At 69.4% G+C, this 20,459-nt stretch carries 20 protein-coding genes and 2 pseudogenes; 11 read left to right on the forward strand and 11 right to left on the reverse strand.

The genetic code is table 11. The annotated features are described in order from the left end of the window. Positions 1-132 precede the first annotated feature (132 nt). Complete coding sequence (locus ACWCPF_RS15655) at positions 133-2,025, reverse strand: NAD-binding protein (protein ID WP_451045721.1); 1,893 nt, start codon at positions 2,023-2,025, stop codon at positions 133-135. A 209-nt stretch (positions 2,026-2,234) separates the two neighbouring features. Here ACWCPF_RS15655 and ACWCPF_RS15660 point away from each other — a divergent pair, with 209 nt between their 5' ends. The 6 genes from ACWCPF_RS15660 (at position 2,235) to ACWCPF_RS15685 (ending at position 7,091) form a co-directional block, all read left to right on the forward strand. Next, positions 2,235-3,248, forward strand: coding sequence for a permease (locus tag ACWCPF_RS15660; protein WP_451045564.1), 1,014 nt, complete (start codon positions 2,235-2,237; stop codon positions 3,246-3,248). After that, positions 3,245-3,976, forward strand: a complete 732-nt coding sequence (locus tag ACWCPF_RS15665; RefSeq protein ID WP_451045565.1) for a TIGR03943 family putative permease subunit — start codon at positions 3,245-3,247, stop codon at positions 3,974-3,976. Before ACWCPF_RS15660 ends, ACWCPF_RS15665 begins: the two co-directional genes overlap by 4 nt. Positions 3,977-4,072: 96 nt before the next feature. Beyond that, positions 4,073-4,468: a luciferase domain-containing protein gene (locus ACWCPF_RS15670; protein ID WP_451045566.1), complete on the forward strand. Its 396-nt coding sequence runs from the start codon at positions 4,073-4,075 to the stop codon at positions 4,466-4,468. A gap of 74 nt (positions 4,469-4,542) precedes the next feature. Further along, on the forward strand, positions 4,543-4,776 hold the full coding sequence (locus tag ACWCPF_RS15675) for a hypothetical protein (RefSeq protein ID WP_451045567.1): 234 nt from the start codon (positions 4,543-4,545) through the stop codon (positions 4,774-4,776). Positions 4,777-5,056: 280 nt separating this feature from the next. After that, the gene (locus ACWCPF_RS15680) at positions 5,057-5,632 is read left to right on the forward strand and encodes a hypothetical protein (RefSeq protein ID WP_451045568.1); all 576 of its coding nucleotides are present in this window, start codon (positions 5,057-5,059) and stop codon (positions 5,630-5,632) included. A gap of 292 nt (positions 5,633-5,924) precedes the next feature. After that, complete coding sequence (locus ACWCPF_RS15685; protein WP_451045569.1) at positions 5,925-7,091, forward strand: hypothetical protein; 1,167 nt, start codon at positions 5,925-5,927, stop codon at positions 7,089-7,091. Positions 7,092-7,223: 132 nt separating this feature from the next. Here the strand turns inward: ACWCPF_RS15685 and ACWCPF_RS15690 are convergent, their stop codons facing one another. The 5 genes from ACWCPF_RS15690 to ACWCPF_RS15710 all read right to left on the reverse strand — a co-directional run bounded on the left by ACWCPF_RS15690 (position 7,224) and on the right by ACWCPF_RS15710 (position 12,096). Next, positions 7,224-8,423, reverse strand: a complete 1,200-nt coding sequence (locus ACWCPF_RS15690; RefSeq protein WP_451045570.1) for a sugar ABC transporter permease — start codon at positions 8,421-8,423, stop codon at positions 7,224-7,226. Then, positions 8,414-9,190, reverse strand: coding sequence for an ATP-binding cassette domain-containing protein (locus ACWCPF_RS15695; protein WP_451045571.1), 777 nt, complete (start codon positions 9,188-9,190; stop codon positions 8,414-8,416). The genes ACWCPF_RS15690 and ACWCPF_RS15695 overlap by 10 nt, the downstream gene beginning before the upstream one ends. 13 nt (positions 9,191-9,203) lie before the next feature. After that, positions 9,204-10,310, reverse strand: coding sequence for a sugar ABC transporter substrate-binding protein (locus tag ACWCPF_RS15700; RefSeq protein WP_451045572.1), 1,107 nt, complete (start codon positions 10,308-10,310; stop codon positions 9,204-9,206). 105 nt (positions 10,311-10,415) lie between these two features. Beyond that, on the reverse strand, positions 10,416-11,816 hold the full coding sequence (locus ACWCPF_RS15705) for a DNA-binding protein (protein WP_451045573.1): 1,401 nt from the start codon (positions 11,814-11,816) through the stop codon (positions 10,416-10,418). A 22-nt stretch (positions 11,817-11,838) separates the two neighbouring features. After that, a complete protein-coding gene (locus ACWCPF_RS15710; protein WP_451045574.1) occupies positions 11,839-12,096 on the reverse strand; it encodes a DUF7660 family protein in 258 nt (85 codons plus the stop codon). A gap of 285 nt (positions 12,097-12,381) precedes the next feature. Between ACWCPF_RS15710 and ACWCPF_RS15715 the strand changes: the two genes are divergently transcribed. Continuing rightward, entirely contained in the window at positions 12,382-12,657 is a 276-nt protein-coding gene (locus ACWCPF_RS15715) for a hypothetical protein (protein ID WP_451045575.1), read from the forward strand. Here the strand turns inward: ACWCPF_RS15715 and ACWCPF_RS15720 are convergent. The 4 genes from ACWCPF_RS15720 to ACWCPF_RS15735 all read right to left on the reverse strand — a co-directional run bounded on the left by ACWCPF_RS15720 (position 12,616) and on the right by ACWCPF_RS15735 (position 16,280). Beyond that, a complete protein-coding gene (locus ACWCPF_RS15720; protein WP_451045576.1) occupies positions 12,616-13,185 on the reverse strand; it encodes a hypothetical protein in 570 nt (189 codons plus the stop codon). The two genes, ACWCPF_RS15715 and ACWCPF_RS15720, sit on opposite strands and share 42 nt — an antisense overlap. Positions 13,186-14,003: 818 nt before the next feature. After that, a complete protein-coding gene (locus tag ACWCPF_RS15725; RefSeq protein ID WP_451045577.1) occupies positions 14,004-14,390 on the reverse strand; it encodes a hypothetical protein in 387 nt (128 codons plus the stop codon). Positions 14,391-14,660: 270 nt separating this feature from the next. Next, complete coding sequence (locus ACWCPF_RS15730; protein ID WP_451045578.1) at positions 14,661-15,407, reverse strand: hypothetical protein; 747 nt, start codon at positions 15,405-15,407, stop codon at positions 14,661-14,663. Between the two features lie 384 nt (positions 15,408-15,791). Then, positions 15,792-16,280 carry a GIY-YIG nuclease family protein gene (locus ACWCPF_RS15735; protein WP_451045579.1) on the reverse strand — a complete coding sequence of 163 codons (489 nt, stop codon included), beginning with the start codon at positions 16,278-16,280 and terminating at the stop codon, positions 15,792-15,794. Positions 16,281-17,451: 1,171 nt separating this feature from the next. Here ACWCPF_RS15735 and ACWCPF_RS15740 point away from each other — a divergent pair. Further along, a complete protein-coding gene (locus ACWCPF_RS15740; protein ID WP_451045580.1) occupies positions 17,452-17,628 on the forward strand; it encodes a hypothetical protein in 177 nt (58 codons plus the stop codon). Positions 17,629-18,033: 405 nt separating this feature from the next. On the opposite strand, the gene ACWCPF_RS15745 is transcribed toward ACWCPF_RS15740, so the two are convergent. Then, positions 18,034-18,576, reverse strand: coding sequence for a hypothetical protein (locus tag ACWCPF_RS15745; RefSeq protein ID WP_451045581.1), 543 nt, complete (start codon positions 18,574-18,576; stop codon positions 18,034-18,036). 115 nt (positions 18,577-18,691) lie between these two features. Here ACWCPF_RS15745 and ACWCPF_RS15750 point away from each other — a divergent pair. The 3 genes and pseudogenes from ACWCPF_RS15750 to ACWCPF_RS15760 all read left to right on the forward strand — a co-directional run. Beyond that, positions 18,692-19,000: pseudogene (locus ACWCPF_RS15750) on the forward strand (sigma-70 family RNA polymerase sigma factor); the annotation flags it as partial. Beyond that, a pseudogene (locus ACWCPF_RS15755) lies at positions 18,997-19,814 on the forward strand (integrase). The pseudogenes ACWCPF_RS15750 and ACWCPF_RS15755, both read left to right, overlap by 4 nt. Positions 19,815-19,862: 48 nt before the next feature. Then, the gene (locus ACWCPF_RS15760; protein ID WP_451045582.1) at positions 19,863-20,414 is read left to right on the forward strand and encodes a hypothetical protein; all 552 of its coding nucleotides are present in this window, start codon (positions 19,863-19,865) and stop codon (positions 20,412-20,414) included. The last annotated feature ends 45 nt before the right edge of the window (positions 20,415-20,459 follow it).

A 20,459-nucleotide genomic window follows, 5' to 3' on the forward strand; every position in this document is an offset into this window, starting at 1 on the left:
GGTCCGCAGACCTGACCAGACCGGGCGAGCGGCAGCGCCCTGAAGGGGCGCGGGGAACTGCGCGACCGGCCACAACGGCGCCGCGGCGCAACGACGGCGGCACACCGCGGCACCCAGCGGAGCGCTCTGCGCTTACGCGAACGAACCCCCACGCCGCCGTCGCCGCAGCAGTTCCGCCAGCCCGCGCCGCGTCGCGGCCAGCACCACCCGGTCCTCGCCCCGCAGGACATACGTGTCGGGCAGATCCCACACCAGCGCCGACTCGGCCGGCCCGTCCCCCTTCGCGTCCAGCGCCAACACCCGCCAGTACCCCGCCCGGAACGCCTCCCCGACCGTCTTCCCCTCCAGCTGCGCATGCTCGCCGACCGCCAGCGCGGCGAACAGCAGCACCCGCCGCTCCACCGGAATCGCCCCCAGGATCTGCCGCCCCATCATCGCCCCGGCGAACGACGGCGCCGCGAGATGCGACACGCTCCGGCTGCGGGTCAGCGCCTGCGGATGCGCGGCGCGCAGGGTGCGGTACACGGCGGTCGCGAAGTCGTCGTCGTACAGCCGCAGCACCACCCGCAGATCGGGCCGCAGCGACCGCGCGTACAACGCGGCCTCCAGATTCGTCGTGTCGGAGCTGGTCACCGCGAGCAGCGCATGCGCGCGGTGGATCTTCGCGGCCTCCAGCACCCCCTCCTGCGTGACGTCCCCCAGCACCACCGGCACCCGCAGCCGCCGCGCCACCGCGACCCCGCGCGCCTCGGGCCCGGCCTCGACGCACACCACGGGGATGTTCAGCTCACGCAGCCGGGTCAGCACCCGCGTGCCGATCTTCCCCAGCCCGAGCAGCACCACATGCCCGCCGAGCCCCCGCGGCGGCCGGCGCAACGCCCCGGCTCCGCGGAACGTGCCGAGCGCCTCCAGGACCGCCGCCAGCAGCACCGGCAGCAGCAGCAACCCGACCAGCCCGGAGAGCAGTTGCAGGACCTGCCGCTCGGTGGTGGCCCCGACCGCCGGGTCGTTGATCGCGAACAGATCCAGCAGGGTCAGATACAGCGCCCCCAGCGGATGGACCCCGGTCACCAGCCACAACGCCACCGCCAGCGCGAACACCGCGCCCACCAGCCCGGCCAGGGACCACCGCAGCCGCCGCGAGAACAGCGACACGAACGGCGCGACGACCCCGACCCCGCGCCCGGCGGGCAGCGCGGGCCCGGCCGAGTAGGCGACCTGCTCCAGGACGACGGAACCGCGCCGGCCGGACGCGGCCGCCTCCCGCACCGCCGCCGCGTCGGGCAGCAGCAGCGGCCCCTGCTCGCCGCTGGCCTCGGAACCGTCCGCGAACGCCGGGTCGCCGCCGGTCGCGGACAGCAGCGCGAGCGTGGCACGCCCCGGCTCCCCGTTCTCCCCGCCCTCCCCGGGGCCGGGCGGCGGCCGTTCGACGGCCCGCAGCAGCAGCCCGTCCGTCTGGACGACCTTGGTGGTGCCGGCGACGGCGGTCGCGGCCAGCGCGGGAGCGGCGGTGTCGGCGTCGGACAGGACGGTGGTCGAGGCCTCGCCGCCGGAGTACCCGGCGTCGACCAACGCGGCGGCCTGGTCGAGGAGTTCCTCGATGTGCTGGCCCAACCGCCGGTTGTACAGCCGCAGGACGAGCCGCAGCCGGGGGTTGAGCCGGCGGGCGGTGAGCGCGGCGCGGATGTTGGTCTCGTCGTCCTCGTAGACGAGCGCCAGCGCGGCGGCCCGCTCCACGCCCGCCTCGGCGAGCACCGCCTCGGTGGCCTCGTCGGCCTCCAACGTCCGCTGCCCGCCCACGGGTTCGCTCGGGGCGACGGGCGGGCCGGCGCCCGCGGCCCGGCTGACGGCGGCGCTCACCACGCGGTCCAGCAGCGCCGCCGAGACGGCCCTGGCCCGCCCGACGACCGGCGGCCGTACCGTTCGCTCGGTGGGCGGCACGACGAGGGTGACCTGTTCCTCGTAGACGCCGCGCAGTTCGGCGGCGAGGCGGTGCGCGAGACCGTCGTCGCCGCAGACGACCATGTGCGCGCCGGCGGCGCCCGGCGGCTGACCCTGATTCGGAACGCTCCCCACGAGGGAGAAGACTGCCTCACCGGGACGGAAGGTTCCACGGAGGTTCGACGGAGGTTCCACGAGGTCGCTCGGATGACCGTGGCGGCGGTGAACACCCCGTGCGGATCTTCCGTATGAAAGGGGAGCGAATGCGAGCAACAGGCAACAGGGAGCGACCCGTGGCCATCACCGAGCCGACGCCGCCGGACGTGCGCCCCTCGCTGGAGCGGACGCCGGAGGAGCCCCGACTCCTCACCTCCCCGCTGGTCCTGACCATGGTCCTGCTTCTCCTGGTGCTGTTGCAGGGCCCGATCCGCCGCGCGCTGTCCGCCCCGGTGATGCAGAGCTGGACGACGGTGTTCGTGGCGGTCGTGGTCCAGGCGCTGCCGTTCCTCGTCCTCGGGGTCCTGCTGTCGGCGGCGATCGCCGTCTACGTGCCGCCGTCCTTCTTCGCCCGCGCGCTCCCCTCCCGTCCGGCGCTCGCCGTGCCCGTCGCGGGGATGGCCGGCGCGGTGCTGCCCGGCTGCGAATGCGCGTCGGTCCCGGTGGCCGGCGCGCTGGTCCGCCGGGGCGTCACCCCGGCCGCGGCCCTCGCCTTCCTGCTCTCCGCGCCGGCGATCAACCCGATCGTGCTGACGGCGACGGCCGTCGCCTTCCCCCGCAACCCGGAGATGGTGTTGGCCCGCTTCGTGGCCAGTCTGCTCGCGGCGTGCGGGATGGGCTGGCTGTGGCAGCGGCTGGGCCGCACGGACTGGCTGCGCCTTCCCGAGCACGCGCCGCACGAGGGCGGGACGAAGGGGGCGGCGTTCTGGGACTCCGTCCGGCACGACGTGATGCACGCGGGCGGCTTCCTCGTCGTCGGCGCGATGGCGGCGGCGACGCTGAAGGCCGTCGCCCCGGAGAGCTGGCTGCGCACGGCGGCGGACAACCCGGCGGTCGCCGTGCTGACCCTCGCCCTCCTCGCGGTGATCCTCTCCATCTGCTCGGAGGCGGACGCGTTCGTCGCCGCCTCCCTGACCCAGTTCTCCCTCACGGCCCGGCTCGCCTTCCTGGTGGTCGGCCCGATGATCGACCTCAAGCTGTTCGCCATGCAGGCGGGCACCTTCGGCCGGGGCTTCGCCCTGCGCTTCGCCCCGGCGACCTTCCTGCTGGCGATCACGTCGGCGCTGCTGACGGGATGGATACTCCTGTGAACCGACAGTCCCAGGCGGCCGTCCTCTTCCTCCTCGGCGCGGCCCTGCTGCACGCCGGCACCACCGACCTCTACCTCCGCTACGTCAAGGCGGGCCTGCGCCCCCTGCTGCTGGCGGCCTGCGCGATCCTGATCCTGACGGCGCTGGCGACGGCCTGGTACGAACGCAAACGCACCAAGCCGGAGCAGCGGCAGGAGGACGCCGCCGGACACGCCCCGCACCCCGAACCCCGGGTCTCCTGGCTGCTGATCCTCCCGCTCCTGGCGCTGATCCTGGTCGCCCCGCCGGCCCTGGGCTCGTACAGCGCGACCCGCACCGGCACGGCCCTCCAGGAGCCCCTCGCGTACCCCGCCCTCCCCGCGACGGATCCGCTGCCGCTGAGCGTCGTCGACTACGCGGGCCGAGCCGTGTACGACCGCGGCCGCACGCTCACCGGCCGCGAGGTCGAACTCACCGGCTTCGTGGCACTGGACCGCGACGGCACGCCGTACCTGATCCGGATGGCCCTCAACTGCTGCGCCGCCGACGCCCAGCCGGTCAAGGTCGGCCTGACCGGCGCGATTCCCCCGGTCCTCCAACCGGACACCTGGCTCACCGTCACCGGCACCTACACCCCCCGCACCACCCGCGACCCGGTCAACGACGGCCCGATCCCGTTCATCGAGGTCACCGAGGCCAGGCCCACCAAGACCCCCCGCGACCCCTACGACGAGTCCTGGAACAACTGAAGGGAGGGGAAGGGAGGGGGAACTCTCCGCGATACAGCCCGGTTAAGCCTTCCTCAACCTCTGGTGGCCGGGCGGTGATCGCCCCATGATGGGGTCATGACGGCGGCCTCGCGTGCCTTGACACGATTGGCGATCTGGCCGGACCTTGCGGAGGGCCGGCCCAGCTGCGGCACCGGCCGGGCGTTGCGCTCGGGCGGGGTCGAGATCGCGCACTTCCACTCCGACCGGAGTGTCGACCTGCATCTCACCGCCAAGGCGATCCGTCGGTTCGAGAAGGATCTGAGGCACTCCAGCGCCATCCGGCTGCTCCCCGGCTCGCCGTGGGTGACCGTCCATCTGGAGTGCGAGACGGACATCGACCTGCTCATGACGCTGGTCAGCGCCGCCCTCCAGGCCCACCAGCGCTACCCGGTCGCCGACGACGCCCCCCTCCCGGTCTGCAACGACCACCGAGAAGCAGCCCTCGCCCGCGACAGCGCGGGCGGCGCCTGAATCTCCTCCCGTCCTTCCCCGGCTTCTCGGCCAGGCTCTTCGCCACCGAGGACTCCGACTTCTCGCTCGCCCTCGTGTGCGCCTACAACGACTGGCACATCGACGAGTGGTGCGGGGCCTACCCCGGGCGCTTCATCCCGATGGCCCTCCAGGCGGCCTGCGACACCGGCACCGTGCTGTCCGTGCACATCGGCTGCTCGGGCCGCCTCGCCATCCCGGCCGTCGACTCGCCGTCGGACGTCATGATCACGCTGCAGCCGATCAACCTCGTCCAGGCCGCGGCCGACCTGCTGCGGTCCCGCACCTGACCGAGTCGGTGGACAAGCTGGAGGCCTTCCGGGCCCGGGCCCGCGCGGCAATCGCGGCGGCGGCGAAGCAGCGCTCCGCTGGAGGTGCCGCGATCTGCCGTCGTTCCGCTGCGGCGGCCGTCGTGGCTGGTCGCGCAGTTCCCCGCGCCCCTTTGGGGCGCTGCCGACTTCGCCCGACCCGCGCCGGCCCCTTGTCGGGAGCGTGCTGCCGCCCCTGGATAGCTGACGGCCCGTCAGATATCGTCGTCGGACCGAAGCCGACGCAGAAGGGGTGAGCGCCATGGAGACCCGTTCGACCGGTTCGACCCGTCCTTCCCCGAGCCCGCAGCCGACGGGGGCGCCCCGCTGGGTGGCGATGTTCTACGACGCGCCCTCGGCGACCTGGCGACAGGCCGCCGATTCCCCCGACCGCACGCCCGTCCTGTACGCGATCGGCGAGATGACCCAGGTCAAACGGGCCCGCGGCGACGAGGTGGACGTCGTCCTGTGGGGCCCGAAGGCCGCGACGGACGGGAAAGCAGGGGGCGCAGGGGAGGCGGGGGAGGGCGCGGAGTGGGAGCGCTTCGACCCGGCGGTCTCCGGGCCGGAGACCGCATCCCAGGCGCCCGCGTCCCCGCCGCCCGCCGAGGCCCCCAAGGGCGCCCCCCAGGGCCACGCCAAGCTCGCGGAACGGATGCAGGACCGCCGCCAGCAGGTCCTCATGGCGGGCCTCGGCAAGGCCGGCCTCTACGACCTCACCCCGGACGACGAGGCGGCCGTCCAGGCCCTGGTCGACCAGGTCGACGAGACCACGCTGCGCCGGGTCGCCCACTGGCTGGGCCGGACCGTCGGCCCCGCACCGGACAGCGCCGGCTGAACGACCGCAGGGCCCGAGCGCTCCGCTCCTGGGCAGGCGAACGCCCGATCGCTGGTGACGGGGGATGCACCAGCGACCGGGCTATGGCCAAAGCTAACAAGCCTTGCTGGTCCGACGGGAGTGGACGGCACAGCTCCTCTCCCGTTGTGATCGGGATCACTGCAACATCCCGGGGTGTGCGCACCCTCCGCTGACCTCCCGCTCACCGTCCGCATAGCCAGGAGCTTTCCAACAGGCGAACCTCGATCCATCCCCTCGCGCAGAGCGGCCCCTTCCTGCGAGGCTCGGACCCGTGACGTACGTAGTGACCGTGGACATCAGCATCCCGGAGGGCACTCCGGAGATGGACCCGCTCCAGCGCGCCGGCGCGGTGGCGCTCATCGAGGACGGATTCGAGTCCGTCAGGGCCGTCGAAGGGCCCGACGGCGTGGAGGTCGAACTTCTCGACACGATCGTGGCCGTCTACTCCGGCGGAGCCCTGCTGAAGGTGATCGTGGACGCGCCGGCCCTGGAGTTCGCCGAGGACTCGGTGCAGGCGCTGGTCGACGAGCTGTTGGAGCGCACGGAGCTGCTGGCCGACTGGAAGATCGAGCGGTGCGAGGTCGAACTGCACCAGGATCTGGCCAGGGAGAGCCTCGACGCGGCCGACGGCCCCGACGCGCCGCCCGACGACCCCGCCGTCCGCAAGGCCCGGCACAGCGAGGTCCCGGCGACCGACGGCGTCGCGGAGCGCTACGCGGCCGGGGCGAAGGCCGAGGCCGCCCGCGTCCGGATGCTGAGCCTGGCGGACGAACTCCGCTCCTTCCCGCCGTCCGTGTTCGGCGTGCTCGACGACGCCGTCCCGACCGAGAGCGCCCGACTCGCCGCCGGCGCCCTCGTCCACGCGACCGACTCCCTCGTGGACGAACTGTTCGAGGACGTACAGGTGCTGACCCAGGAGGACGCCACCGTCGCCGAGTGCGAAGGCCCCCTCTGGCACCTGGAACGCCTCCCCGACCGCTACGCCCTCCAGTACGACGCCCGGTTCGCCCGCCGCTTCCTGGTCACGGTGATCGCCATGACCACCCGCTTCACCGACGGAAGCTTCCAGCGCCTCAGCTGCGTCGCCGAGGGACTCGCCCTGAGGTTCCTGCTCGGCCAGGCGACCATGACCCTGGAGCTGTACGAGCTCCTCGACGACGATGTCTCGGCCGCCCTCGACGCGTTCGCCGGCAGCGTGTTCGAGGACCTGGACCACGACTGGCTCTACGACTGGCTGTACGAAGACGCGCCGGACGGCATCGACGAGGACACCGTGGAAGCGCCCGCTCTGGGAGCCCTTCCCCTGGCGGTCCCTCCGCTGGCGGTCTCTTCCCTGACCCTCCCGCCCCTGGCGATCGGCGACTGGTTCACCCCGTTCGACCGCGGCAGATACGTCCACCCGTCAGCAGCAGACGAACCGGACGGAGCAGCCCACTGAGACCCGGCTGAGCTTCAAGGGGCGCGGGGAACTGCGCGACCAGCCACGACGCCGCCGCAGCGAAACGACGGCACATCGCGGCACTTCCAGCGGAGCGCTCAGCGGATGGGGCCCACGGGGACGGGACGACCCTCAGACCCGCCCCCGTGCCTCCGCCGCGCGTCGTGCCAGCGAATCGAAGGCCACCGCGGCAAGCAGCACCCCGCCCGTGATCATGAACTGCACCGGCGGCTCGACCCCGAGCAGCGCCATCCCCGAGGCGATCGACTGGATGATCAGCACCCCCAGCAGCGCGGACCAGGTCGAGCCCCGCCCGCCGAACAGGCTCGTGCCGCCGATGATGGCGGCGGCGATCGCGTTGATCAGCAGCATGCCGGACCCCGGCACCGAGCTCGCGGACGTCAGCCGGGACGCCACGAACAGGCCGCCGATCGCGGCCAGCCCCCCCGACACGACGAACACCGCGATCCGCACCCGCGCCACATGCACGCCCGCCCGCCGCGCCGCCTCCACCCCGCCGCCCAGGGCGAGGACCTGCCGGCCGTAGGGCGTGCGGCGCAGAAAGAGGTCCGTGGCGACGATCACCCCGATGAAGATGAGGAGCGCCAGCGGCAGCCCCTCGAACCGTCCCAGCACATAGACGACGGCGAACGTGATCACCGCGAGCAGCGCCGTGCGCGCCCAGATCTCGCGCACGGCCCGGTGCGGCATCCCGGCGGTGCCGCGCCGCCGTCGGTCGTGGAAGGAGACGAGGAGGTACGCGACCGTCCCCAGCGCCGCCACCCCGTACGTGACGACCGCGGCGCTGAAGTAGTGGCTGGTCAGCGTCGCGACCAGCCCCTCCTCGCTGAAGGCGATGGTGCTCTCCGTCCCCAGCAGGAAGAGCATCAGGCCGTTCCAGGCCAGCAGCCCCGCCAGCGTCACCACGAACGCGGGCACCCCGATCTTGGCGAAGAAGAACCCTTGGACGCTCCCGGCGGCCGCACCGGCGGCCACGGCGATGAGGACCGCGAGCCATTCGGCCATTCCGAGGTTCACGTTCAGCGCCGCGAACATGGCGCCGGCCAGCCCGGCGAGCGACCCCACCGACAGATCGATCTCACCGATCAGCAGCACGAACACGATGCCGACCGCGATCATGCCCGTCCCGACGATGTCCACGCTCAGGACGGACAGATTGCGCGGCGAGAGGAAGTTGTCGTTGAGCCCCTGGAAGACCGCCCAGGTCACGACCAGACCGAGCAGAACGGGCGCCTGGCCGAGATCCCGTTCGTGCAGCCGCCGGCGCACAGCGCCGAAGTACTCCGCCAGCGGCGTCTCCCTCACGGCCACGTCTCCTCCGGGCGGGTCGAACGGTGGCCGACGGCGTTGTCCGCCGCGCCGGTGACGGAGGAGATGATCTGTTCCTGGGAGGTCGTGTTCACGTCGAAGAGCCCGTTGTTGCGGCCGAGGCGCAGGACGGCCACCCGGTCGGCGACGGCCTTGATGTCGCCCATGTTGTGGCTGATCAGCAGGATCCCGAGGCCCCGGTCGCGCAGCGTCTCGATCAGGTCGAGGAGCTGACTGGTCTGCTCGACGCCCAGCGAGGCGGTGGGCTCGTCCAGCAACAGCAGCCGGGGCGTGCCGAGCAGCGAGCGCGTGATGGCGACGGCCTGCCGCTGACCGCCGGAGAGCGAGGCGACCGGCGCCCGCACATCGGGAATCCGGATGGACAGGGTGTGCAGCAGTTCGTTCGTGTGCCGCTCCATCTCGACCTCGTCGAGGATGCCGAACCGGTGGATCTCCCGCCCGAGGAAGAGATTGCCGACGACGTCGAGGTTGTCGCACATCGCGAGGTCCTGGTAGACGGTCGCGATGCCCAGCCCCTGGGCGTCCTGCGGCCGTTTGATCTGGATCGCGCTGCCCTGCCACTCGATGACGCCCCTGTCGGCGGGACCGACCCCCGAGATCACCTTGACCAGCGTGGACTTGCCGGCGGCGTTGTCGCCCACCAGGGCGACCACCTCCCCGGCTCTGATCTCCAGCTCGACGTCCACCAGCGCCTGGACGGCGGCGAACCGCTTCGAGACGCCGCGCAACGCGAGCAGGGGCTGAGGCACGGAGGCCACCTCCTCACCGGATCAGTCCTGCGTCCTCACACGCAGATCGCAGCTTAGGAGTGCAAATCTCATCAATGCTGTACATACCATCCTTGACGAGCGTGTCCTTGATGTTCCCGACGGTCACGGAGACGGACGGAAGGAGCACGGCCGGGATGTCCTCGGTGGTGCTGTTGTCGACGGTCCCGGTGGCGATGGACGCGACCGACTCCCCGCGCCCGAGGGCGACGGCCATCTCGACGGCGGCGTCGGCCGCTGGCTTGTAGGGCTTGTAGACGGTCATGTACTGATCGCCCCTGACGATCCGCTGCACGGCCGGGAGGTCGGCGTCCTGCCCGGTGACCGGCGGCAGCGGCCTGACCTCGGTGGCGTTGAGAGCGGAGATGACGGCCCCGGCGAGGCTGTCGTTGGCGGCGAGGACCCCGTCGATGTTCTCGGCGCCCAGGGCGGCGATGGCCCCCTTCATGTTCACGAAGGCGTTCTCGGGCCGCCACCCGGCGGTGTCGTAGGACTTGTCGATCTTCACCTTGCCGTCGAGGACGGAGAGCGAGCCGCGCTTGAACCAGCCGGCGTTGGGATCGGTGGTGGCCCCGTTCATCATGACGATCTGCCGCCCCCGCGACCGCTGGCCCATGGCCGTGAGCAGCGCTTCCCCCTGAAGCCGCCCGACCGTGGCGCCGTCGAACGTCACATACCCGGAGATGGCCCCCTCAGCGAGCCGGTCATAGGCGACGACGGGAATCCCGGCCCGATGAGCGGCCTCGACCGACGGATGCAGCAACTGGGGATCGACGGCGGCGATGATCAGAACGTCCACATCCCTGACGATCATGGCCTCGAGCTGCTGGCGCTGCACCGCCGGATCAGGCGTGGCGGCGACGACGACAGGACACTCGGGACACAGTTCCTTCACCTTCGCTTCGATGAGCGGCCGATCGAACTGCCCGAACCGAGAGGCCCCACCCCCGGGCATCAGCACCCCCACGACAAGACGTCCGTCCCCGCGCCCCCCGTCACCCCCGCACCCAGCCAGAGCCAGCCCGCCGGCAACCACGATCGCCACGGCCCCACGGGCAAGGAACCCACGCTTCACCACCGGAAACCTGGCACCAAGACCCATCATCGATTCCTCAGAATCTATCCCGTATTACCCCATAGTAGGCGCTCACCAGCCCCCGCGCCGAAGCGGCCACCACAAAGCATTCGCGCCCCTGTCCCGCCGCGGTCAGCCGTCGATCAGACTCCGGAGCGCCTCCGGCGACAGACGGGCTTCCGGAACGGCGGCTCCACCGTTGAAGCGGACCCCCTCGCTCGCCAGGACGGCCGCGGGTGCGTCCGTGCGGGTCGGATCGGTCCACTGGAAGCCCGCGCTGACCCGACCGGATGCGGTGAGGACCCGCCATGCGTTGGGGCACTGACCGCACGTGGCCAGGTGGGTGCCGACCGGAACCGCGTGGCTGCCGATGACGGACGCCACGTCGCCGTAGGTCGTCCACCGCCCGGGCGGGACGGCCTCCAGCAGGGCGTGCAGGCTCGTCCAGTCCCTACGGGCGCCGCTGAGCTGCTTGGCCAGATCGGCGAGGCTGGCTCCGGCCAACGCCGCCCATTCATCGGGATCGACCGGGTGCGGGACGGCGTCGGTGTCGACGTCCCACCAGGTCGTGCCCTGGATCCCGTCAGGCGTCCGCCCGGTCACACTCTTGAAGATGTGGTTGGCCAGCCCGGTCGGCGTGTACGGCATGCCGTCGACGCCCCAGACAAGAGGCTTGGCGGCGTTGTTGTTCCAGACGGCCGTCGCCCGCCGGTCGTCCTCACCCGCCCAGGCGAGGATGGCCTCGCGGATGGACTGCGGAGCGCCGTGCCGCGGCGTCAGCCGCAGCCTGGTCCCGTCCGGCAACAGACCGGCGGCGACGAGGACGTGAGCGGCGTTGCGGGCCCGGGAGCGCTCCTCCAGCTTGCGGGCGGCGGCCTTGGCCTCGACCCGGGCCGGGGCGAGGGTGAACTCCTCCACCTCCGCCGTCGGATAGACCTTGGTGAAGCCGACGACCAGGTGGCCTTCCACCTTCCACAAGCCCACCTGGACGAGGTCGATGTCGAGGTTCATCTCCGACAGCCATACCACGGTGTGGGTCACCTGCTTGGGGAAGTCGGCGGCGATGATCACCTGACGGGGACGCTGGAGCAGTTCCGGACTCCACTCCCCGTCCACATGGTCGAGCAGGCGCTGCCTGCACGCGTCGAGTCCGACGGCCTGCCCCCTGCCGGCCAGGAAGTCGCGGTGCGCCTGCGCCAAGGTGTCCAGGTCGAACCGGGACACCAGGGCGGCGTAAGTGATCGCCTGGAGATGAACATCCCGATCTGCCGTGCCCCGCTTCAACTCGACCACCACGAGGCGCCCGGTGGCGTCCAGCCCGAGCACGTCCAGCCGGTCCCGTGCGGGCACACCGTCCGTATCGGCCCACCGGTCGAACTCCGCGGTGATCACCAGCACCGACTCACCCAGGACCTGAGGATTGGCGATCACCCACTCCTGCAGATCCCGCCGTTCGAGCAGCCCCTCCGCAGCCAGCCCGGTAGGCGAGATCGGCGTCGCCGACGGTCCCACAACAGCGAAAAGATGATCCACTGCTTCCCCTCCCCGGGCAGGGCTATTCGTAGATCGTAGCGGCGGCCAGAGCACGGGCGAAGAACGTCCAGTCACCTTCGATCGGCAGGTCCCGCCCGAGGTTTCGGTACAACGAGGGAGACGAAGCGGTCCAGGCTTCCAGCGCTTCCAGGAAGCTGCTCAGCGTTGTGTTCTCCCACTGCTGGCCATGGGCCGCATGGTCTGCGCGAAGACGCGCCAGGAAGGCGACGAAGGCCTCACGGTCGTCGATGTGATCGTCGGGCGCCAGGAGACTCGTCATGGCCATGATTTTGTCGCACCGTGGGCGGATGCCGACACGTTTCGAGCCGACGATGCGGCGGAGTCGGCGGTGGTCAAGGCATCCCGCCACGTCCGAGGCAGCCCGCATGATCCTCGGGTTCGGCCGCCCGAAAAACAGGCTTCGCCTGCGCCGAACGGTGGCGGACGCGGGAGTTCTGGAACTGAGCCGACTCGACGAAACTGCACCGCTCATCGGTGTCGACATCACCGAACTCCGCGGCGACGCCATGGTGTACGAGAACCGCAATGGCATCTGCTTGGCCGGGTGGCCGGCCGCCTCGCCGACGAGATCCCCCCGAAGGTGGACCGCAAGCAGCAGGGCATCGAGCAGGAGCGTGCCCAGCCCTCCTGGTACTCCTACAGTTGGCGGGACGACCGAAAACTGGACGCGCAGGCAGCTGTCCTGCGAAGCGTCCGGGCGTGGTGCGGCGAAGACAAGGCCGACCGCTACGACGAGTTGGTCGCCCTGCGAGCCGAGGTCATCCGGGCGGTCAAGGCCCTACATGATCGCGGGCAGGGTGTCATCGCCCTCCACCATTGAGCGCGACGTTGGCGTCCATATCGCCACCCACCCTTGATCCTGACGTGCGTCGATGACGCCGCGCCACGGGTCTGTCTCCGGCTTGGGGGGCGCCGGCTGAGCCGGAGGCTTCTCCCAGGCCCTTGACGTTCGTCGTGGGGTCGAGCTGATCGGCCTCCGTGTTCCCCATGCCGACCACGCACGCAGCCGCTCAGCTTCGAGCACGTCTTCCGACGCGGCGGCGACTTCATCCAGCGCGGCACCGAACGCCCGGATCTCACCGGCAGCCCGCCACAGCTCAAGGGCCATGCCGAAGTGCTCGGCCCGCACCGCGTGAACCGCCTTGCCCGAACCCGCACTTACCACCGCCTCCCACTCCCGCCGCTCAAGCTCCTCCCGCTCCGCCTCCAGCCGCCAAAGCTCGACCTCCTGCCGCGCCCGCTCCTTTCGCAGACGCCGCTGCTCGGCCTCCCGTTCCAGCCGCTCCCGCTCCTGATCCTCCGCGCGTGCCTTCAACGCCCGGAAGATTGAGCCGATCTGCTCCTCCAACGGCTTCTTGGCCGTGTCGCCCCATTCCTTCTTCCAGCCGTAGCTGTAGCGGTAACCCGAGTTCTCGCTGATCAGCAGCTCCAGTCACGTCACGCATTGGCGCGGACTTCGTCTCGGCGGGGGATCGGCATCCTGCTGAGGGCTAGCGGCAACCGGCACATCGGCTTCAGTCGCTGCAACGCGAGGCGTACGTGGAGCCAACTCCGGACGTCAGGATGATGACCGTGCTCCAGGTAATAGCGACCCGCGTCAGTGATCTCCGCCTGCCACCCTCCTTACTTCCCGGGCATGGTCACCAAGCCCCGGTCCCTGAGCACACGAGCCGTGACGGCGAGCTCGGGACTGTCAGAAGCGACGGGGTCGGTACCACCCCCGACGCGGGCGAGGAGTGCGAGCCGCCGGTCATTTAACGGAGACCAAGGGTGCATGGCGATCGTCGTACCGTCTCAGGTCTCCCCGGCACACGATTCATCAGGGCGCGAGGCGCACACCGCGCTGGGAGGAGTTGGAAAAGGCCCCTCTCGGGGAGCCACCCGGGAGCCGGATCCCGAAGATCACACCCAGTTGGCTCCCAAACAGGGCCACAAAGCAAATCAGGCCCGGCGCTGATCTCTCAGCACCTGACCTGACCTGGTGTTCCTCTGTCGGGGTGGCGGGATTTGAACCCACGACCTCTTCGTCCCGAAGCAACTTGAGTGGGGATGCTGCCTTGAGCTGGTGCGGCTCTCACGTGCGCTGATGGGCCGCTGGCGTCCGCGTGCGTCCGCTGTTGTTCGTCGGCGTTGTCACGCAGTTAGACACGCATGTGGTGGGGACCTTCACTCCTCCCCGGGCGGGATGAGGCGATCAGCGCTCTCGGCGTCGTCCACATCCCCGTGCGCGTCGACGGTGATCGGGGTGGCGCGTCCCTTGGCAGTGATCAGCCATGCAAGCACTTGCTCGGTCAACGGCCCGTTGTCGGGTCCCTCATCCTTCCAAAACGCGCGCCAGCCCCCTCCGGGTATGGCGGCCACTACTTGGTCTGCGGGCTCTAGATGAGAGAAGTCCGGGTAGTCCGTTACAGGGCGGCGGGTACCGCGCTGAGGATCGACCACCAAGGCAACGCCCTTTGCCTCGTCCCAGGCATCTACGTCCCTGGCCCGAGCGATCATCGTCTCAGTACCGGTGAAGATCGCGATCCAGCCTGTCCCGTTGAAGTAATGCATTCGGTCATCGTCCATGACGGCGGCTGGCCTGCCCCAGCCGACTCCCGTTGCTTTGGTGGGACATCAGCTTGGGAAGGTTGGGTTCTCGGCGGGAAGCGGCTTGGCCGACCTGCGGCGGAGTGGGCGCGGAGCCTGGCTGATCGGTGGCCTGGTCCCCGCCGTTCCCCGTGGTTCCCCGCCCGTTCTGGCACGGATGTGGCACGCGCGACCTTGGGGCGGTGTGTCTCTCACCTGCTGCCATGGTCCGCAGGTGTGCCGTGCGCGTATCGGTCAGAAGGGAGGTTCGAGATCACCGCGGCCATCGCTGTGCGGCCCCCGGTTCTCGGCCTCCTCCGAAAGAGGCTCCGGGCCGGGCGGATTGTGGCCCCATGCTTCGAGGGCCCTCCACGCGACGCGACGGTTGGGGTCGTTGCTGCTGGTGTCCAGGATGCGGCGCGCGTGCACGGCGAGGTGAGCACGGTGCTCGGCGAGCGCGGGGTGTTCGGCGAGGAGGAGCGCGGCGATGACGGCGGCTTCACGCACATCCTCGTGGCTGTCATGCAGGAAGGGCGCGACGGCCCTATAGAGCATCGGGCGCAGGTCCCGGAAGGCCGCCATGGTGGTGCTGCGGGTGAGGAAGCCGGGGAAGTACTCCTCGCTGCGGGCGACGATCTCGTCGGAGGCGTCGTGAAGCGTGGAAGCCAGCCAGCCCAACAACGTCGCGCGGATGGGGCTGTCGCGATAGGGCCGTCGCGTCATGGCCGCCGGGTGGGTGAGGATGCCGGCGACGTACATGACGGTGGGGGCGGTGGCTTCGTAGATGGTGTTTTGGTGGCCGACCAGCTCACCCAGCTCCCACAAGGTGGTGACCTGGGCCTTGGGATCGGGCTCCAAAAGTTGCGTCAGAACCTTGGGAAGGTCCTCACCGGACCCGAAAGCCGTCTGGAGCGAACCCCAGTCGGTCTCCGCCAGGACAACCTGGTAGGGCGGCAAGTCAGGCTCGCGGGGCGCCCTGGCATGGGAACGACTGTGGGTCACGGGCCAAACCTAACCAGACTTCTGACGCCATCCCCTTCCAGACCAGTCACTCGGTCTGCGGTCCTGCCACAGGCCGCTGCTTTATCGCTCAGTCGTTTGGTCTTGCCGTGTGACGGCCCAACCAAGCAGCTGAGGCCCCAGAGACGGCTCCAGCACAGCGACAAGCCCCCTACCGACGGAAAACCCGGGGCAGGGGGCTTGATCAGTGCGTGTCACTTCTTCTTGCCCTGGGTCTTGCCGGGGATCTTGGTGACCTGCGTTCCCTGCTCAGGAACGGTGACCGCCCGCGCCTGGTCGTCGCCATTGGTCGTCATTGGCCACTGTCGAGCAACCTCGGACGGCCCAGGGACGGCCCAGACAGCGGCCCGTTGCCCATCTGAGGGCCTACGAGCTGATGGGCAACTCCCGCGCTCGCTGGCGTGCTTGGGCCCGTAGCTCCTTCAAGCGACTGTGAAACGTGTTGTGGCGGTTCTGGTCGAGGTTCAGCGGGAGGTCGAGTTGGGAGATGAGCTGCGACTCCAGGTCCCACGGTTCGCTCTGCTCGATCCAAGACACCCGCGCGTTGTCCGCCATCCACTGGCTGAGCTTTGCTTCGCCGACCTTGCCAAAGGTCATCCGCTTGCCGCTGCCCACGCGGCGCAGATCGAGTCCGAGCAGACATCCGAGGGTGAGCCGCAGCGTCGAGCCGGCCGCGTTGCCCCGGTAGTGGTAGCGCACCCGCTTACGCAGGTTCTGCGTGCTGGTCCGATTCGCCATGTACCGCGGGGCTATCCCGACGTAGAGCAGGCGCCCAGCGTCCAGGTCCGGGTGGGGCGGCTGCTTGAAGTGCAACCCGTAGACCCCTGCCGCCGCCGGGACAGGGCTCGGACGCACCAAGACCTCCTGCGCCGACCACAACCGGCCGGGACTGACGAGAGCGGTAGCTTCCACGAACCCTCCAGACGTGCCACGACTGATCGTCGCAGGCTACTGGTCGACGCTGACAGAACATCCTTGGCCTGCGCAGCTGCGTGACATCAGCTTGGAAAGCTGCGGTCATTTGGGGCTTGTTTGGGCCCTGACCTGGGCGAGCAGCTTGGCCGCTGCCCTGTCGGCCTCGGCTTTCACCGTGGTTCCCCGCTGCTCCCCGCTCGATCTGGTGCGCTTGTGGTGCGGCCGTGGTCACCCGCGTTAGAACCTGGTGTCACCTGAACACGCAGACCACGCGCCCATAGTCTTCGATCTGCTGCTGTTGTTCGTCTGGGCGAGGCGCGTGCTCGTCGTCTCCGCACCTGAGGACTGTTCCGTCGTCTCCTTCAAATATGGAGATGACGCCTCCGTGATGGCTACAAGCTCCTTGCCGGCCGATGGAGTCTGACGGCCACCCGTCTGCGCACTCGTAGCCCTGATACGTCCAGTGAACTGGCGTGTACGTGGCGGACGGTGTCCCAGAACTGAAGGGCGGATCCTCGTCATCATCGTTCCACCCACTGAGTTGGGCTGTGACCGGCAGGACGACGAAGATCCCCACGCCGATAAGACCTGCCAGGGAGTAGGCCACCACCCGAGCAACCCGCCATGCGCGGCTCTCGACGAGCCTTTGCAGGAGACTACGCACGGAAGACTTCTAGCGCAGCAACGGGCTGTGGTGAGCTTCTTTGCCGACATTGGCGGCAACTCCTCAGAGCCTGACGCGGCTGCTACAGGTCGTCGTGTCTGGCGCTCCCGCATCCCCCAACACGCCTTCCAACTGTGGTGGTGGGCTGTGTGCGGGGGAGTTCACCTGCGTTCATGAGCGGACCGCCATCGCGGCGGAGGCGGCTCGGGGTCTCGTCTGAACGACCGTGAACGCTGCTGAATGAGACGGACGGCGGGCCGGGCTCGCTAGCATCCTCGGCGTCGAGGAGGTGTCATGGCACTGGTCCGCAAGGGATCACGACGGATTGTTGTCGACGGCACGATCTACCGCTGGCGGCTGTGAGGCAGACCCACGTACTTCCAGGGTTTGGCCTGGTCGCCGTGCACTTTCGCGGTCGAGCATGCGGATACCCCAGGGAAAACGCTCGTGGTCACCACCGACCACCCGCATCCGAGCAACTGGATCGGTCGCGAGGCCGAATCCGTGCTGCCCTCCGACGTTGCCGCGGCCGTTCGGCTTGCCCTGCGCCAGGGATGGACTTCGACTATTCCGGGCTCCGCGTTTCACCTCGACCAGTCCGCCGGCTTCACGCCTTCGCACTGAACAGAGCTGGGGAAGCGTCGGTGCCGTGCCTGTACCTCAGCCGACGACAGTCAGCCACGACGGTGGGTGCGCCGACCGATCAGGCGCGCGTGTGTCTCGCTGCACCCCCACTGACCTCAGCTACGTTATCGGGGCGTGTCGTCGACCAGAGCAAGTGGCCACGGCTGGCCCGTGACGACGGCGGGAGCTCTCAGCTTGGGAAGCTAAAGGTATCTGGGGCCTTCTCCCCGGCTGACCTGCGGCGAAGCGATGTCGGCGCTTGGCGGGCGTCGACTGGTTGCCCGGTGTTCCCCGTGGTTTCCCGCACGATCTGGCGCACGTATGGCACGGGCCCTGTCCCGCAACCCTTAATCACTGTCGTATATGCAGATCACCAGACGGTGGCGCAGTACCGTGATTGGTCAGTCACTGTGTGGTCGCAGTGGCCGGTCGAGGAGGGGGACGATGCAGTCCAGCGCACGTAAGTCGATGAACCCAAGCGCCTACCTTGCTCTGGTCGAGGCGCTGAGTGCGATCTTTTGGAACAAGAAACCCTTCGAGATGTACGTCAGGGCCATGCTGAGGGATCACAGCGAGCTGCTGGCGCGGATGGACTTCGCGGCCACCAAACGCGAAGTGTCGGGCCAGTTGGTCAGTCTCCTGCGGGCCAACGAAGCCCGGTACCTCGATCTGACAGTGGCGCTCATGCTCGACATCGCCGACATGGAGACATTCCCAAACCTGAACTCGCAGCCCGACAGTGAGATCATGGTGGCCAAGGCAGTAGCAGCCGTAGCCGAGTTGAAGCGTTGGACGGCCAAGCAACGTGAGGTCATCGCTGAGCATGAAGCTCACGCGGCCAGCATCGCCGAGAGTGCACGGAAAGCCCAGGATGGACGAGCGTTTACCGAGGCCCATGAGGACCTGAAGCAACGCTTCATCGCGATGCACGGGGCCACCGATGTTCACCAGCGGGGCCGTGATTTTGAGGGCTTCATTAACGAATTGTTTGCCCTGTATGACCTAGAGCCACGGGCGTCCTACAGCCTGGACCATGAGCAGATAGACGGTGCGTTCTCCTTTGCGCACCGGGACGGTGTACCGCGCGGGACTGGACACCGACACGAACCGCCCGTTCGATGTCGGATACCTCGGCCGGCTGCCCCGCCCGGACGGCAACGGCTCGGTGCTCGCCATCGCCAGTATCCACACCGAAGGACTCCTCGGCGTCGTCCAGCTGCTCGCCTCCGACCTGAGCACGCTGTGGGGCCAGGTGGGAGAGCACCGCTTCTCCACGCTGGTAGGCGTCGAGTACGACCCCGAGACCGGCGAACCGCAGTCCGTCGAACTGCTCACCCCCCTCTACAGGCACGATGAGGAGACGACGGCGTGAACGTCGCTCTCGCCTCACTGTCCGCCGAACCCGGCCAGGCGAACGAGGACTTCGCCGCGGCAACTGCCGGGGCGCCGTATTGCTGGATGGGGCCGGCGTCGCTGGGGCCGATACCGGGTGCACGCACGGCATCGCCTGGTTCTCCTCGACGCTGGGCGGGCTGCTGCTGAGCACCATCACAGGGCACCCCGTCCGGCCGCTTGCTGAGTGCATGGCTGACTCGATCCGAGCTGTCCGGTCGCTGCATGAGGACAGTTGCGATCTGTCATATCGGGCCAGTCCGACCAGTACGGTCGTCGCCGTCCGAGCTGATGCGGGAGCTCTGGAATACCTCGTGCTCGGCGACTCGACGCTTCTCCTGGCCGACCAGGACGGGAAGACGACTGCCATCACTGACCAGCGCCTGGACGAGGTCGGCAAACGACTTCGCGGTCCGGTCGACGAACTTCCCACCGGTTCACCTGAACACGCTGCCGCCGTGGCTGCCTACTGCGACTCCCTGACGGGGCTCCGTAACCGGCCGGGCGGCTTCTGGATCGCCGGCCCGGATCCGCAAGCGGCCGAACACGCCCTCGCCGGGGCGGTGCCGCTCGACACTCTGGCGTCCGTGACGCTGCTGAGCGACGGCGCGACGCGCCTCGTCGACTCCTTCGAACTCGCCACCTGGGAAACGACGCTGAGCGTTCTCAACTCGTCCGGGCCGGATGAACTGATCCGCCACGTTCGGGAAGCGGAGGGCGGCGACCCCGACGGTCGTCGCTGGCCGCGGGGCAAGGCATGGGATGACGCTACGGTCCTTCACTGGGTGCTGTGAGGGCACTCAAGCTGTCCTGAGCGGCATGACTACGGGAGGTCGTCACAGATGAACAAGCGGGCTCGAACCGAATGGTGGGAGGGGTTGCCCGCAGGGATCCGCAATCAGATTGACGGGTACGTTCTCCAGGATTCACTGATGGCGGCGATCCGCGTAGTCGTCGACATCGGCTTGGTCGCCGACGACATCGGGGTCGGCACCGCTCAGGCCATCGTCAGCGACAGGTACGCACACTACGGCGACCGGATAGCCCGCGCCCCGGACACTCCCCTCGACCGGGAGTCCTTGGTCCGGCGCGCTGCCGGGATCTTCGGCCGCATCGTGGCGATCGAAGCGGTCTGGGACGGCGACACTGTCCACGACTGGTTCGTGAGGCTGCTGGCCATCACCGCCGACCCCGCCGACGAGCACACACTGGCCTTCATTCCATGGGCCATGGCCGAACGGCACCTCGGAGAAGACGAGAAGTTCGAGGGGCGCCACCCGGCAGCGGTGGCGGCCGAAAGAGCCGGTGGAGACCTGGCGGCTTACCTCTCCGTCCCCTTCCACTTCGCCAGCCCGGACACACCGGACGATGAAGCGCCTCGCTGGCGGCCCTGACCGCCATCTCCCGTCGGCCCTGCCCGCGGGAAGCGCCACTCCCTT

This window comes from Streptomyces sp. NPDC001858, assembly GCF_053594615.1.

Excerpts from the sequence above, each read along its gene's own strand:
- ACWCPF_RS15655 (WP_451045721.1), bottom strand. The coding sequence starts at position 2,025 with ATGGTCGTCTGCGGCGACGACGGTCTCGCGCACCGCCTCGCCGCCGAA.
- ACWCPF_RS15670 (WP_451045566.1), top strand. The coding sequence starts at position 4,073 with ATGACGGCGGCCTCGCGTGCCTTGACACGATTGGCGATCTGGCCGGAC.
- ACWCPF_RS15680 (WP_451045568.1), top strand. The coding sequence starts at position 5,057 with ATGGAGACCCGTTCGACCGGTTCGACCCGTCCTTCCCCGAGCCCGCAG.
- ACWCPF_RS15700 (WP_451045572.1), bottom strand. The coding sequence starts at position 10,310 with ATGGGTCTTGGTGCCAGGTTTCCGGTGGTGAAGCGTGGGTTCCTTGCC.
- ACWCPF_RS15710 (WP_451045574.1), bottom strand. The coding sequence starts at position 12,096 with ATGACGAGTCTCCTGGCGCCCGACGATCACATCGACGACCGTGAGGCC.
- ACWCPF_RS15725 (WP_451045577.1), bottom strand. The coding sequence starts at position 14,390 with ATGCATTACTTCAACGGGACAGGCTGGATCGCGATCTTCACCGGTACT.
- ACWCPF_RS15760 (WP_451045582.1), top strand. The coding sequence starts at position 19,863 with ATGAACAAGCGGGCTCGAACCGAATGGTGGGAGGGGTTGCCCGCAGGG.